The organism is Streptomyces albospinus (assembly GCF_014648695.1).
GTDB classification, from domain to species: Bacteria; Actinomycetota; Actinomycetes; order Streptomycetales; family Streptomycetaceae; genus Streptomyces; species Streptomyces albospinus.
Genome location: NZ_BMRP01000001.1, coordinates 158301 through 172342 on the forward strand (window position 1 = coordinate 158301; position 14042 = coordinate 172342).

The 14042-nt window shown below is 73.1% G+C and carries 14 protein-coding genes and 1 pseudogene; 7 read left to right on the plus strand and 8 right to left on the minus strand.

Annotated features, from left to right (window positions below):
• Nucleotides 1-239: 239 nt before the first annotated feature.
• A complete protein-coding gene (locus IEZ17_RS00875; protein WP_373299708.1) occupies nt 240-1016 on the plus strand; it encodes a hypothetical protein in 777 nt (258 codons plus the stop codon).
• Between the two features lie 18 nt (nt 1017-1034).
• Here the strand turns inward: IEZ17_RS00875 and IEZ17_RS00880 are convergent, their stop codons facing one another.
• Nucleotides 1035-1571, minus strand: a complete 537-nt coding sequence (locus IEZ17_RS00880; protein ID WP_189295274.1) for a hypothetical protein — start codon at nt 1569-1571, stop codon at nt 1035-1037.
• 172 nt (nt 1572-1743) lie between these two features.
• Nucleotides 1744-2847, minus strand: a complete 1104-nt coding sequence (locus IEZ17_RS00885; RefSeq protein ID WP_189295276.1) for a magnesium and cobalt transport protein CorA — start codon at nt 2845-2847, stop codon at nt 1744-1746.
• 500 nt (nt 2848-3347) lie between these two features.
• Between IEZ17_RS00885 and IEZ17_RS00890 the strand changes: the two genes are divergently transcribed.
• Nucleotides 3348-3932, plus strand: coding sequence for a suppressor of fused domain protein (locus IEZ17_RS00890; protein ID WP_189295278.1), 585 nt, complete (start codon nt 3348-3350; stop codon nt 3930-3932).
• A gap of 197 nt (nt 3933-4129) precedes the next feature.
• Here IEZ17_RS00890 and IEZ17_RS44330 read toward each other — a convergent pair.
• A pseudogene (locus IEZ17_RS44330) lies at nt 4130-4305 on the minus strand (MFS transporter); the annotation flags it as partial.
• Nucleotides 4306-4592: 287 nt separating this feature from the next.
• Here IEZ17_RS44330 and IEZ17_RS00900 point away from each other — a divergent pair.
• The 3 genes from IEZ17_RS00900 (at nt 4593) to IEZ17_RS00910 (ending at nt 7041) form a co-directional block, all read left to right on the plus strand.
• Nucleotides 4593-5231 (plus strand): DUF6758 family protein, encoded by a 639-nt coding sequence (locus tag IEZ17_RS00900; RefSeq protein ID WP_189295279.1) that lies wholly within the window; start codon nt 4593-4595, stop codon nt 5229-5231.
• A 169-nt stretch (nt 5232-5400) separates the two neighbouring features.
• A complete protein-coding gene (locus IEZ17_RS00905) occupies nt 5401-6255 on the plus strand; it encodes a PHP domain-containing protein (RefSeq protein ID WP_189295282.1) in 855 nt (284 codons plus the stop codon).
• Between the two features lie 180 nt (nt 6256-6435).
• The gene (locus IEZ17_RS00910) at nt 6436-7041 is read left to right on the plus strand and encodes a MarC family protein (RefSeq protein ID WP_159510376.1); all 606 of its coding nucleotides are present in this window, start codon (nt 6436-6438) and stop codon (nt 7039-7041) included.
• An 83-nt stretch (nt 7042-7124) separates the two neighbouring features.
• On the opposite strand, the gene IEZ17_RS00915 is transcribed toward IEZ17_RS00910, so the two are convergent.
• Nucleotides 7125-7277: a DUF8834 family protein gene (locus IEZ17_RS00915; protein ID WP_189295284.1), complete on the minus strand. Its 153-nt coding sequence runs from the start codon at nt 7275-7277 to the stop codon at nt 7125-7127.
• A gap of 218 nt (nt 7278-7495) precedes the next feature.
• Between IEZ17_RS00915 and IEZ17_RS00920 the strand changes: the two genes are divergently transcribed.
• The gene (locus tag IEZ17_RS00920; protein ID WP_189295286.1) at nt 7496-8431 is read left to right on the plus strand and encodes an NYN domain-containing protein; all 936 of its coding nucleotides are present in this window, start codon (nt 7496-7498) and stop codon (nt 8429-8431) included.
• A 23-nt stretch (nt 8432-8454) separates the two neighbouring features.
• On the opposite strand, the gene IEZ17_RS00925 is transcribed toward IEZ17_RS00920, so the two are convergent.
• The 3 genes from IEZ17_RS00925 to IEZ17_RS00935 all read right to left on the minus strand — a co-directional run bounded on the left by IEZ17_RS00925 (nt 8455) and on the right by IEZ17_RS00935 (nt 12159).
• Nucleotides 8455-8907 carry an SRPBCC family protein gene (locus IEZ17_RS00925; protein ID WP_189295288.1) on the minus strand — a complete coding sequence of 151 codons (453 nt, stop codon included), beginning with the start codon at nt 8905-8907 and terminating at the stop codon, nt 8455-8457.
• Nucleotides 8908-9100: 193 nt separating this feature from the next.
• Entirely contained in the window at nt 9101-9964 is an 864-nt protein-coding gene (locus tag IEZ17_RS00930) for an alpha/beta fold hydrolase (RefSeq protein ID WP_189295290.1), read from the minus strand.
• Between the two features lie 104 nt (nt 9965-10068).
• Nucleotides 10069-12159, minus strand: a complete 2091-nt coding sequence (locus IEZ17_RS00935; protein WP_229851645.1) for a DEAD/DEAH box helicase — start codon at nt 12157-12159, stop codon at nt 10069-10071.
• Between the two features lie 518 nt (nt 12160-12677).
• Between IEZ17_RS00935 and IEZ17_RS00940 the strand changes: the two genes are divergently transcribed.
• The gene (locus tag IEZ17_RS00940; protein WP_189295295.1) at nt 12678-13415 is read left to right on the plus strand and encodes a ferritin-like fold-containing protein; all 738 of its coding nucleotides are present in this window, start codon (nt 12678-12680) and stop codon (nt 13413-13415) included.
• A 59-nt stretch (nt 13416-13474) separates the two neighbouring features.
• Here IEZ17_RS00940 and IEZ17_RS00945 read toward each other — a convergent pair whose 3' ends face one another.
• Nucleotides 13475-13765, minus strand: a complete 291-nt coding sequence (locus IEZ17_RS00945) for a hypothetical protein (RefSeq protein ID WP_189295297.1) — start codon at nt 13763-13765, stop codon at nt 13475-13477.
• Nucleotides 13766-14042 lie beyond the last annotated feature (277 nt).

The window sequence follows — 14042 nt, forward strand, 5'->3', positions numbered from 1 at the left end:
GTTCAGTTCAACCGGTCCGTTTCGTGCGGTTCATCCGGTCCGTTCGGATCGTTTGGAACAGCGCGCTGTTGAGCCGGAATACAGCATTGGTTCGGGTTCAGGCTAGCGCGCTCCGATTGCCCCCGGCCCGGCGGGAACGGCCGTATGGTGGCCGCCACGTATCCGGCGGAACCGCGTGTACGTCCCAGGTACGCTGCGGTTTGCTGTCGAGGTCACCCGCATCAGGAGGCAGAGCCGACGTGACTGCATTCCCCCCGGCCGCGACCCCCCGGCCGCCGGCCGCACCCCGCCGTACGGGGCGGGCGGCGCGGGTGGCGGCGGTGTGCGCGGCGCTGACCGGGGTGCTGGCGGGCTGCGGCGCGGGGGACCCGGACGCCGGCACCAACGGGGTGGGCAAGCTGCCGGCGGCGACCATCGAGTCCAAGGCGCAGGCCGCGGCCAAGGGCGCGGACTCGGTCCACCTCTCCGGGAACGTCGTCAGCCAGGGCGGCACCTACAAGCTGGACATGCGCCTCGCGAAGAACGGCGCACGCGGCGAACTGTCCACGAAGGCCGCCGGGTTCCAGCTGCTGCGGATCGGCGACGCGCTCTACCTGAAGGCGGACGCGGCGTTCTGGGCCGGTGAGAAGGGCGGTTCGGGGTCCGCGTCCGCGACCGCCGCCAAGCTCGGCGGCAAGTACGTCAAGGTGCCCGCCGCCGACCCCGTCTACCAGCGCTTCAGCGGCTTCACCGACAAGGACACACTGCTCGCCGGCCTCCTCGGCCTGCACGGCGCACTGACCGTCGGCGAGCACGGCAGCGTCAGCGGCGTCCGCACCGTCCGGCTCACCGCCGGCGCCGGCTCCGGCGGCAACCTGGACGTCTCCCTGGAGGGCGCCCCGTACCCGCTGCGGCTCCAGCGCGCGGGCGGCGCGGGGGAGGTCCGGCTCGACGACTGGGGCAAGAGCGTCGACCTGAAGACCCCGGACGACAGCCAGGTCGTCGACTACGGCAAGCAGATCCCGGGGGCCGGCTGACGGCGGCGGGCCGTCGGGTCAGCCCCTGCGGCCCCGGCGCAGCAGCTTCGGCAGCGCGGCGGGGATCGGCCGCCGGGTGGTCGCGGGCGACGCCAGCGGCGGCGCGGCCTGCGCGTCGTCGGGCATCAGCCCGGGGCGCTGCACCGCCCCGCCGGCCGGCTCCAACCGCAGCACCCGGCACTCGCGCGCCCAGCGCTCCGTAAGGGTGTCCGCGTCCGGCGCGTTGAGCCGCTTGCCCTTCAGCTCCTCGACGGTGGCCTGCCACGCCTCGCTCCGCGGCGCCGGCTCGTGGACCCGGGCCTGCCAGGCGACCAGCCGGCCGCCCTTGTCCTTGCTGCGTACGGTGACCGTCGCCGGCCCGCCGTCGGCGAGCCCCAGATCGTCCAGCGGCTGCTCGCCGGGGCCGCCGACGAGGCAGGCGGCCCCGTCGTGCCACACGTGCCACAGCGCCCGCGCCGGCCCGGCCGTCCCCCGCACCCAGATGAGGCCGGACTTCTTCGTGGCCTCTTCGATGAGCGCCCGATCGTGCAGGGCCTGTGACACGGTCTCCGTCATACGGCTCAGCCTAATGGGCGGCGCGGCAGCCGCCCCCGGGCGCCCAGGAGCTGGGACGCCGCGGCCTCACAGCCACCGTCACAGCCACCCGTTGCGCTTGCGGTGTCCCTCGGGGGCGACCCCCGGACCCCCGGCCGGAGCGGTGGCCGGCCGTCTCACGGTCACCTGCCCGTCACAGCCACCCGTTGCGCTTGAACCCGCGGTGGATCCCGGTGCAGATGGCGACGGTGACCAGCATCATCGCCGGGTACCCGTACTTCCAGTGCAGCTCCGGCATGTACTGGAAGTTCATGCCGTAGATGCCGGCGATCATCGTCGGGACGGCGAAGATCGCGGCCCAGGCGGTGATCTTGCGCATGTCCTCGTTCTGCGCGACCGCCGCCTGTGCCAGGTTGGCCTGGAGGATGGAGTTGAGCAGGTCGTCGAAGGACAGCACCTGCTCGTTGACCCGTGCCAGGTGGTCGGCGACGTCCCGGAAGTACTTCTGGATGTCGGCGTCGACCAGCCGCATCGGGCGCTCGCTCAGCAACTGCATCGGCCGCAGCAGCGGCGACACCGCGCGCTTGAACTCCAGCACCTCGCGCTTGAGTTGGTAGATCCGCCCGGCGTCGCCGCCCTTGCCGCCCGCGCCCTTGCCGGTGGTGCCCGAGCTGAAGACGTCGATCTCCACCTCGTCGATGTCGTCCTGCACCGCGCCGGCCACCGCGATGTAGCCGTCGACGACCTGGTCGGCGATGGCGTGCAGCACGGCGGACGGGCCCTTGGCGAGGAGTTCGGGGTCGTCCTGGAGGCGGTGCCGCAGCGCCCGCAGCGAGCCCTGGCCGCCGTGCCGCACGGTGACGATGAAGTCCCGCCCGATGAAGCACATCACCTCGCCGGTCTCCACGACCTCGCTGGTCGCGGTCAACTCGGCGTGCTCGACGTAGTGGACCGTCTTGAAGACCGTGAACAGGGTGTCGTCGTAGCGCTCCAGCTTGGGCCGCTGGTGAGCGTGGACCGCGTCCTCGACGGCGAGCGGGTGCAGCCCGAACTCCTGGGCGATACCGGCGAATTCGGCCTCGGTCGGCTCGTGCAGCCCGATCCACGCGAAGCCGCCGTCGGCCCGCACGCTGGCCATCGCCTCGGCCGGGGAGAGGTGCTTGCGCACCCGGTGGCCCTCGCGGTAGACGCCGCAGTCCACGATCGCGCTGTTGGCACAGGCGGGCGCGGCGGGCTCGGAGTCGTCGCGGCGCCGGGACGGGCGGACGGCGGCGCGCAGGTCGCGGATCATCGACAAGGCAGGCTCCTTCGGGCCGGCCGTCAGCGGCGGGCGCGGGGCGCAACGCTGCCCGGAACGTGGACGTACGAGGCGTCATCGGCCGTACGTCCGCAAAGCGGACGGCGCTCCGTGCGGGGACTGCTGACGGCAGTTCGAGGACATCACGGAAGTAAGAGTCGAAGGCGCTCTTCCGTCATCTGCATCCGGCGCAAAGGCACTTCGCGGGTTTCGCCGCTGAACGGCGGGGTACGGAAGCTCTCGGATTCAGGAGATTCGCTGCGCGGGCGGGATGACAGGAGAACTATCGGTACTGCACGGTCGACTCGGATCCACCGCAGCCCCACCTCCTCCGGCCGGTCCCCGTTGGGGGACGACGTCATTCCCTGACCAGACGGCAAGGCTATCAGCCGCCCGCTGCGCCATGGCTCGCCTTTGCTCGTTCCATACGATTGCCGCAGAGCCCGTGAACCCGTGACGCCGCCGGAGCCGGCGCGCGGGGCTCCGCCTATGCTCGCGGCATGTCTGACGTTCTTGCGCTGGTCGAGGCCCGGTTGCGTACGGCCCTGGGCGAACCGGACGCCCGCGCCGCCATCACCTTCCTCGGCACCGACCGCATCGAGGTGCTCCGCTTCGTGGACGGCGACGTGCTCCGCTACGCGACGCTCGGGATGTCCGCCCAGCCGATGGCCGACCCCACCGCCGCGGTCGCCGACCCGCTGCGCGGCCCCCGCGCCGAACTCGTGCTGTCCGTACGGGCCGGCCGCGCCGACACCGACAAGGTCCTCCGCCCGCTGGCCGTGCTCGCCGCCTCCCCGCAGGTCGAGGGCGTGATCGTGGCGCCGGGGGCCTCGCTGGACGTGGGCGAGCCGCTGTGGCCGGGGGCGCCGTTCAGCTCCGTCCTGGTGAGCGCGCCCGGCGGGCTGGTCGGGGATCTGGAGCTGGACGAGCCGCTGGAGCCGGTGCGGTTCCTGCCGCTGCTGCCGATGACGCCGAACGAGGCCGCCTGGAAGCGGGTGCACGGCGCCGAGGCGCTGGAGGGGCGCTGGCTCCAGCAGGGGACGGATCTGCGGGATCCGCTGCGCAGGAGCGTGCCGCTGGACTGACCCGGCCGCGGTGCACCCCGCCCGCGCTGTTGCACTGCGGACCGGACGTCAGATCGCTTACTGCACAAGGGAGTTGGCAAACGCCGTCACGCCGTCACGCCGTCACGCCGTCGCTCCGTCACGCCGTCGCTCCGTCACGCCGTCACGCCGGCTCACCATCACGCGGTCCTCGGTCGCGTGCCGGGGCGCCGACTCCTCGGCCCGCAGGCCATCCCCGGCCCGAGCGCGGACTCGTGGAGCAGGATCGCCGCCGCGCCGACTCCGGCGGCTGCTCGCGTGATCACCACCGGCGACGTCGAGACGAACAGTGCGTCGCCCGGCCCCCGGCCGGCCCGGAGCCGACCGGTTCGCCGACCGAGGGTGAGGTGCTGGACGGCGCCCGCGAAGACGACGGCCGTGCCGCCCCGGTCGAAGGGGTCGTCGGGTGCGCTGTCGCCGGGGCCGCTGCTGTACGTGCCGGGGTTCCCCTTCCCGTGATCGTTGACGTATGCACGTAATGCGTTGGCCGCCCTGATGGATGTACTCCGCAACTGGTTTTTCGGCGAGTGGGAGGCAGGGCGGAAAATCCGGCCAAGTGTGCGACCGGGTACGTGATTCGGGGCACACCGGTCGGGTGATCGTCCTTGACGGGACGGCAGCCCTGGAGGACCGTTGGTCCTTATGAGGGGCGAACCCAGTTGCCCGAAGTGCGGAGGTCGGGTGCGGGCACCCGGTCTCTTTTCCGACACCTGGCAGTGCGCCCTGCACGGCGCCGTGCACCCGCTCCAGCCGGTCGTCCCGCCGAGCGTCGAGGCGCTCGGCGTTGTCGTGCACCGGGCGCAGGTGCCCGTGTGGATGCCCTGGCCGCTGCCCGTCGGCTGGCTGTTCACGGGCGTGGCCTGCGCCGGCGACGACCGCAGCGGCGGCCGGGCCACCGCCGTGGCCTGCTCGGGGCCCGGCCCGCTCGGCGGCCCCGGTGAACTCCTGCTGGTCGCCGAGGAACTGGGCGTCGGGCTCGGCGCCCGCTACGCCGGCATCGACGGCCTGGACCCCGGCTCCCGTATGTGCGTGGAGAAGTCGCCGCACGCCAAGGTGCTGGCCGCCGGCCGGCCCACCCCGATGTGGCACGTCGACGGCGCCCCCACGGACCGTGCGGTCTTCGCGGGGGAGGCGCGCGGACTGTGGTTGTGGGCCATCGCCTGGCCCGAGCGGTCGGGGGTGCTGATGTACGACGAGCTGGTGCTGACCGATCTGCGCGAGGCGGGCGCCGAAGTGGATCTGCTGCCGTGCGGGGCGCTGTCGCCGCGCATCCTGAGCTGAGCGGCGGTCCCGGGGCCCGGATGGCCGGCCGACGGGGGCATGTCCGGCCGCCCGGTATCCTTCTGTAGTCCCCGGTGGTCCCGAGTAGTCCTTACGGTGCCCCGCGGCCCGGCGTCCGTTCGCCGGCCCCGCCCCCGTATCCGTCCCGCAGCAGTCTGGAGTCCGTGCCGTGCGTATCGACCTGCACACCCACTCCACGGCCTCCGACGGTACGGACACCCCCGCCGAGCTGGTGCGCCATGCCGCGGACGCCGGTCTGGACGTCGTCGCGCTGACCGACCACGACACCGTAGCCGGCCACGCCGAGGCGCGGGCCGCGCTGCCCGAGGGGCTGACGCTGGTCACCGGCGCCGAGCTCTCCTGCCGGCTGGACGGGGTCAGCCTGCACATGCTCGCCTACCTCTTCGACCCCGAGGAGCCGGAGCTCGCCCGCGAGCGGGAGCTCGTCCGGGACGACCGGGTGCCGCGCGCCCGGGCCATGGTCGGCAAGCTGCGCGACCTCGGGGTGCCGGTCACTTGGGAGCAGGTCGCGCGGATCGCCGGCGACGGCGCCGTGGGGCGCCCGCACATCGCCACCGCGCTCGTCGAGCTCGGCGTCGTCGGCTCGGTGTCGGATGCCTTCACCTCGCAGTGGCTGGCCAACGACGGCCGGGCCTACGTGGAGAAGCACGAGCTCGACCCGTTCGACGCCATCCGGCTGGTCAAGGCCGCCGGCGGGGTCACCGTCTTCGCGCACCCGCTGGCCGTCAAGCGCGGCAGCTGCGTACCGGAGAGCGCGATGGCCGACCTGGCCGCGGCCGGCCTCGACGGCATCGAGGTCGACCACATGGACCACGACGCCCCGACGCGCGCCCGGCTGCGCGGGCTGGCCGCCGAGCTCGGGCTGTTGACCACCGGCTCCAGCGACTACCACGGCAGCCGCAAGACCTGTCGCCTCGGCGACTACACCACCGACCCCGAGATCTACGGCGAGATCGTGCGCCGGGCCACCGGCGCCTTCCCCGTTCCCGGCACGGGCGGCTGAGCCCGCGGGCGCCGGCCGGACCGGCCGGCCGCCGTTCGGCGCCCCGTGCCTTCCGGCCGGGCGCCGCTTGTGAACATCCTCAACTCCCCGCGGGTGGCGGGCCGTTGCCGTCCGCCACACCGTGTCCCGATCATCCTGTTCATCCCGTACGTCCCGTACGACTCCCGCAAGGCCAGCACCGTGTTCGACGTCGCCGTCTTCAGTACCCTCTTTGTCACACTGTTCGTGATCATGGACCCGCCGGGTATCACCCCGATCTTCCTCGCCCTGACCTCCGGCCGCCCGGCCAAGGTGCAGCGGCGGATGGCCTGGCAGGCCGCCGCCGTCGCCTTCGGCGTCATCGCCGTCTTCGGCCTCTTCGGCCAGCAGATCCTGGGGCGGCTGCACATCTCCACACCCGCGCTGATGATCGCCGGCGGGCTGCTGCTCCTGCTGGTGGCGCTCGACCTGCTGACCGGCAAGTCGGAGGAGCCCACCCAGACCAAGGACGTCAACGTGGCGCTGGTGCCGCTCGGCATGCCGCTGCTGGCCGGGCCGGGTGCGATCGTGTCGGTGATCCTCGCGGTGCAGCACGCGCACGGCGTCGCCGCGCAGATCTCGGTCTGGGCGGCGATCGCGGCGATCCACGTGGTGCTGTACCTGGTGATGCGGTTCTCGCTGGTGATCATCCGTGTGATCAAGGACGGCGGGGTGGTGCTGGTGACGCGGCTCGCCGGAATGATGCTCTCCGCGCTCGCCGTGCAGCAGATCATCAACGGCGTGACCCAGGTGATCCAGGGGACCTGAGGGCCCCGGACGCGGCGGCGCCCCCGTACGACCTGTGCGTACGGGGGCGCTCGTGCGTCTTTCGGCGGGCGCGCCGGCCGGGGTCAGCGGGCGGCGGCGTCGGCCGGGCGGATGTAGATGCGCTGGCCTATGGCGGCGGCCTGCTGCACGATCTGGTTGACGGAGGCGGCGTCCACGACGGTGCTGTCCACGGCGGTGCCGTCCGCATCGTCCAGGCGCATGATCTCGAAGCGCATACGGCTTCTCCCTTCGTCTGATCCTCCTGCGGAGAACTGATTGACACGACTTGCCCGCCTTCGTTGCCGGGCATTCCGTATGGGTACAACGAGCCTACAGCTGAAATGATTCCCTACGCTAAGGAAATTTTTTCCTCGTCTAAGGATTGCTGGTGCGGACCGCGTTCCGGCAGCGCGGTTGTGCCCGCCGAGCGCGCGCCAGGACAATGGGTCCCGGTATGAACGACGTCCAGCCCACGGGCAGCACCGACCGCACCGCACTCGACGCCCTTGCCGCCGGAGTCGAGCGCACCAACGAGCTGCTCACCCGGGTCCTCGCCGAGGTCGCCACCACCCCGTCGACCCATGCCGCCTTCGTCGACGCGGGCTATGTCTACGCCGCTACCGGGCGCCTGGTCGCCGGCACGGAGGACCGCAAGGCGTTCGAGCTGGACGCGGAGGGGCTGATCGAGGCGTTCATCGACAAGGCGCGGATGATCTTCCCGGACAGCCGGCTGCTGCGCGTGTACTGGTACGACGGCGCCCGCCGCCGGATCCACACCCAGGAGCAGCAGCGGATCGCCGAGCTGCCCGACGTCAAGGTCCGGCTCGGCAACCTCAACGCCAACAACCAGCAGAAGGGCGTCGACTCCCTGATCCGCACGGACCTGGAGACGCTGGCCCGGCACCGCGCGATCAGCGACGCGGTGCTCGTCGGGGGCGACGAGGACCTGGTCTCCGCGGTGGAGGCGGCGCAGGGCTACGGCGCACGGGTCCACCTCTGGGGCATCGAGGCCCCCGGCGGGCGGAACCAGGCCGAGCCGCTCATGTGGGAGGTCGACAGTGCGCGCACCTTCGACCTGGACTTCTGCAAGCCGTACGTCACCCGGCGGACGGCCGGCGAGTTCCCGGAGGCGGGGGTGGGCGAGGGACCGGCGCCGTCCCGCGAGGAGGTCCGGTTCGTGGGGGCGCGGGTCGCCGCCCAGTGGCTTGCGGAACGCGGCCGGGCGTGGGCCGCCGAGCTGCTGCCCGGCCATCCCTATCTGCCCGGCACCGTCGACCAGGAACTGCTCACCGCCGCCGAGGCGCTGCTCCGGCACTCCCTGCGCAGCCACGCCGACCTGCGGCGGGTGCTGCGCGACGGGTTCTGGGACCACGTGCAGGGGCAGTACTGACCGGCGGCGCGAGCCGTCCGGTGTCAGGCCTTCGCGAGGAGTTCGGCGAGCCGGTCGAAGAACCCCGACCAGCCCGCCTCCGCCTGCTGGTACTGCTCGGCGGTGAGGTTGCCGCCGTCCTGGCGGAACGCCATCTCCGTACCGTCCCCGCGGGAGCTGAGGGCGACCCGTACGGTCTCGCCCGCGGCGTCCTTCGGCGCGAAGGCGTCCTTGAGGGTGAACACCAGCCGCTCCGGGGCGGCGACCTCCTCGTAGACGCCCGAGAACGGCAGCTCACCGCCGTCCGGTGTGTGCATCACCAGACTCCATACGCCGCCCTGCCGGACATCCATCGTCATCCGCTCGACCGGCACCGCCAGCTCCCCGCCGAACCAGTACGCGAAGTGCTCCGGTGTCGTCCAGGCCGCGAACACCCGCTCCGGGCGCGCCTCGAAGGTGCGGCTGAGGGCGAAGCCCTGGGATGGCTGCTGGGTCATGGGTGTCCTGCCCTTCGTACGAAGCCGGCGGCCGGCGGCCGGCAGCGGGAAACCGGGAGCCGGTGGTGCCGGGGATTCCCGGTGGTGCCGGGCGGCGACGGTGGCGCCGCTTCTCGATGCTGGCGGAGCCGCCCGGCGCTGTCCTGCCGGACACCGGCCGGGCGGCGGTACGAGGGCCCCGTTCGGGCCCCGGCTAGCCGACCTCGCTCCAGAACCCGGCCAGCGCCTCGGCGGTCTTCGCCGGGCGTTCGGCGTTGGGGGAGTGCTCGGCACCCTCGATGACCGTGCGACGGGCGGCCAGCCGCCGGGCCATCTCGTCCATCAGCGGTACCGGCCAGGCGTAGTCGACGGCCCCGGAGACGACATGGGTGGCCAGTCCGGTGCGGGCCAGCTCGGCGACCCGGTCGGGCTCCGCCAGCATCTGCCGGCCGGTCGCGATCAGTTGCTCGGGGACGGTGTTCAGCCAGCGTTCCCGCAGGAACGCGCCGATCTCCGGCGGCGTCGCCTCGTCCGCGGATTCCGGAGGGTCCAGCGCGCGCATCGCCTCCCAGACCCGCTCCATGTCCATCGTGCCGAGCGCCTCGATCAGCATCCGCACCCGGGTCTGCTGGGACGCGTCGATGGCGGCGGGCCCGGAGCTGAGCACGGTCAGCGAACGGAACGGCGCCGGGTCGCGCAGCACCGCGGCGCGGGTGATCAGCCCGCCGAGCGAGTGCCCGAGCAGATGCAGCGGACCGCCGCCGTCCCGTACGGCATCCGCCTGTGCGAGGACGTCGAGGGCCAACTCCTCTTGTGCATAAGCCGGTTCATCGCGCGGCCCGGGGGATTCGTGCTGCCCCCGGCCGTCCACCGCGACCGCCCGGAAACCGGATGCGGCGAGCGGGGCCAGCAGGGCGATGAAGTCCTCCTTGCTGCCGGTGAATCCGGGCACCAGGAGGGCGGTGCCGATCGGCGCGCCATCGGGGCGGGCGTCGTGCACGGCGAACGCCCCGCGCCCGGTGTCGAGCCGGTACGCGCGGGCGCATGCGGGGAGGGCGAGGGTGGGCGGCCTGCTCATGGGGTCGAGGCTATCGGGGCGGGCGGGGAAAACCCCCCGGGACGCCGACGACCCGGCGCCCGCGGGATGCGGGGCCGGGTCGTGCGTCGTGGAACCGTGCCGGGTCAGCTCGCGGGAGCGGCCTCCGCGGCCTCCGCGGGCTTGGCCGCGGCGCGCTTCCGGGTCCGCTTCGGCTTGGCCTCCGCGGCTTCCGGGGCGTCCGCGGCAGGGGCGTCCGCGGCCGGGGCGGCGGCGGCCTTCCGGGTGCGGGTCCGCTTGGGCTTCGCCGGGGCCTCCTCGGCGGTGCCGGCCTCGGCGGCCTTGGCGGCGGCGGTCTTCCGCGTCCGCTTCGGCTTGGCCGGGGCCGCCACCTCGACGGCGGTGCCCTCCGCGGTGTCCACGGCGGCCTCGGCCTTCGCGGCGGCCGTCTTGCGGGTGCGGGTCCGCTTCGGCTTGGCGGGCGCCTCCGCCTCCGCGGCCTCGGTGACCTCCGCGGTGTCCACGGCGGCCTCGGCCTTCGCGGCGGCGGTCTTCCGGGTGCGGGTCCGCTTCGGCTTGGCCGGCGCGGCGTCCGCAGCCGCTTCCTGGACCGTCTCCACCGTCTCGGTCGCCGCCTCGCTCACCGCGTCCACGGCGGCCTTGGCGGCGCTGCGGGTACGGCGCCGGCGCGGCGCGGCGGCCGGGGCCTCCTCGGCGGCCGGGGCTGCGGGCTCCACCGCGGCCGTGACCGTCGCGGCCTCCGCGACCGCGGCGGCGGCCGTGGTCTCGCGGGCCTCGGCAGTGGCGGTGGCGGTCACCGCACCGCGGGTACGGCGGCGGCGCCGGGGCGTCCGCGGCCCGGCGGCAGCGGCCTCGGTGCCCTCGGCGGTCTCGACCGCCTCGCCGGCCTGCGCCTCCGGAGCGGCCGTGTCGTCCACCAGGGAGCCGCCGCGGGTACGGCGCCGCTGCCGCGGCGTACGCGTCCGACGGGGACGCTCCTCCTCGGCGGCCGGCGCCCCGCCCCGGCGGCCCCGCCCGCGGCCACCGGTCTCGCCGAGGTCCTCGACCTCTTCGGCGGCCAGCCCGGCGCGGGTGCGCTCGGCGCGCGGCAGGATGCCCTTGGTGCCCTCGGGGATGTCGAGCTGCTCGTAGAGGTGCGGCGAGGTGGAGTAGGTCTCCTCCGGCTCGTCGAAGGGCAGCTCCAGCGCCTTGTTGATCAGCTTCCAGCGCGGGATGTCGTCCCAGTCGACGAGGGTGACCGCGGTGCCCTTGGCACCCGCGCGGCCGGTCCGGCCGATGCGGTGCAGATAGGTCTTCTCGTCCTCGGGGGACTGGTAGTTGATGACGTGCGTCACGCCCTCGACGTCGATACCGCGGGCCGCGACGTCGGTGCAGACCAGGACGTCGACCTTGCCGTTGCGGAAGGCGCGCAGCGCCTGCTCGCGGGCGCCCTGGCCGAGGTCGCCGTGCACCGCGCCGGACGCGAAGCCGCGCCGGGCGAGCTGGTCGGCGATATCGGCGGCGGTCCGCTTCGTACGGCAGAACACCATCGCCAGGCCGCGGCCCTCCGCCTGGAGGATGCGCGCGACCATCTCCGGCTTGTCCATGGAGTGCGCGCGGTAGACGTGCTGGGTGATGTTGGCGACCGTCGCGCCCTCGTCGTCCGGCGCGGTGGCGCGGATGTGCGTGGGCTGCGACATGTAGCGGCGGGCCAGGGAGATGACCTGGCCGGGCATGGTCGCCGAGAACAGCATGGTCTGGCGCTTGGCCGGCAGCAGCTGGATGATCTTCTCGACGTCGGGCAGGAAGCCCAGGTCGAGCATCTCGTCGGCCTCGTCCAGGACGAGGGTGCGCACCTGCGACAGGCTGAGCTTCTTCTGGCCCGCCAGGTCGAGCAGCCGGCCCGGCGTGCCGACGACCACGTCGACGCCCTTCTTCAGCGCTTCGACCTGCGGCTCGTACGCCCGGCCGCCGTAGATCGCGAGCACCCGGACGTTGCGCACCTTGCCGGCGGTCAGCAGGTCGTTGGTGACCTGCTGGCACAGCTCACGGGTCGGTACGACCACGAGGGCCTGCGGCGCGTCGGTCAGCTGCTCGGGCTTCGCGCGCCCGGCCTCGACGTCGGCGGGGACGGTGACCCGCTCCAGCAGCGGCAGGCCGAAGCCCAGCGTCTTGCCGGTGCCGGTCTTGGCCTGGCCGATGACGTCGTTGCCGGAAAGGGCGACGGGGAGTGTCATCTCCTGGATGGGAAAGGGGGAAACGATGCCGACGGCTTCCAGGGCCTCGGCGGTCTCGGGGAAAATCCCGAGCTCTCGGAACGTAGACAGAATCTTGCCTCTTCTGTGAGACGCGGTGGGAGGCGGCGAAGGGGGTCGTACCGCGCCTTCGTACGGGTTCGTACGGCGCCGGCCTGACGGGCCGGACGGGCGCGGGACCACTGCCATCGCTCAGGCACTCCCGCCGCGAGCGGTGTCCCTCCTGCTGTGCGTATGTCTCGTACGCGCCGCGGGGGAGGGCGGTCGGTTGGAGCCGATCGGGCCACCGACCGGGCATCCGCTTTCGTGGAACGACCCACCGATACTCGGCGGGTCCTTTAGCACTGTACCCCGGATGTCGCGTGTGAATCCGAAGGCTTGTATGAGTGAGGAATTCATCACGGCACGCCGCACCGGTCCGGACCCCCGCTCGTACGGGTGATCGGGAGGTGGCTGACCAGGGCCTTCCCCGGGCCGTCGGGCGGGCTATTGTGCCGGTCATGGAGACGCCTGACAACGCCGCTGCCGACGCGCAGGAACACACCGGGATCGCCGCCCAGGACTGGGACCAGGCATCCGCCGACCCGCAGTACCGGGCCGCTGTGATCGATCTGCTGGGCGCGCTCGCGTACGGCGAGCTGTCCGCCTTCGAGCGCCTGGCCGAGGACGCCAAGCTCGCGCCCACGATGGACGACAAGGCCGAACTGGCCAAAATGGCCTCGGCCGAATTCCACCACTTCGAGCGGCTGCGGGACCGGCTCGCGGGGATCGAGGCGGAGCCGAACGAGGCGATGGAGCCGTTCGCCGCCGCGCTGGACGAGTTCCACCGCCAGACCGCGCCCTCGGACTGGCTGGAGGGCCTGGTCAAGGCGTACGTCGGTGACTCGATCGCCAGCGACTTCTACCGCGAGGTCGCGGCCCGGCTGGACTCGGACACCCGCGATCTGGTGCTGGCGGTGCTGGACGACACCGGGCACGCCACCTTCGCCGTGGAGAAGGTCCGGGCGGCCATCGAGGCCGAGCCGCGGGTCGGCGGCCGGCTTGCGCTGTGGGCGCGGCGCCTGATGGGCGAGGCGCTCTCGCAGGCCCAGCGGGTGGTCGCGGACCGCGATGCGCTCTCGACGATGCTGGTGGGCGGGGTCGCCGACGGCTTCGACCTGGCCGAGGTGGGCCGGATGTTCTCGCGGATCACCGAGGCGCACACCAAGCGGATGGCGGCGCTGGGCCTGGCGGCCTGACCTCCGCCCGACGCGGGTCCAGGGGACACCGGGCTGCCCGGCGGGCCGTCCGGTGGGCCTCAGGCCGTCCGGTGGCCCTTCAGCGCCGGTGCCGGGCGGCGGACCCGGCGGCGCGGCGGACGCGCCAGGACCGACAGCAGCGCCGCGCCCACGGCGACCGCCGCCACCATCACCTGGACGGGGTGGCCGGGCCCCAGGATCGAGCGGGTCAGCAGCGCTCCGAGCAGCGCGGCGACCGGCCCGGTGGCCAGGGTGAGGGCGTGCGCGGGGAACCGTTCGGGCAGCCAGCGCCGGGCGGACAGGGCGATGGCGAGTCCGACGATCACGGCGCCGAGCGCTTCCCAGATCATGCTGTTCCCTCCCGCGTGACAAGGCCGATCGGACGAACAAATCGGTCGTAGGCGGTCGTACCCAAGGGGCGCCGGCAGCAACCCTCCGGGATGGGGCGGCTGTTCTGCTCAGCGTGCGCTCTCGTCCGGTCGGCGGGCAAGGGATTTCCGCCGGAAATCCGAAAAAACGGAGCAGGAAGCAAAAAGAGAGAAAAAGGGATACCTGGGCGACCGGGACGACCAGGGCGCCCGGGTCCGAAACGGCTCGCGGGGCCCGGAAGAGGGCATCCGGTGGTCG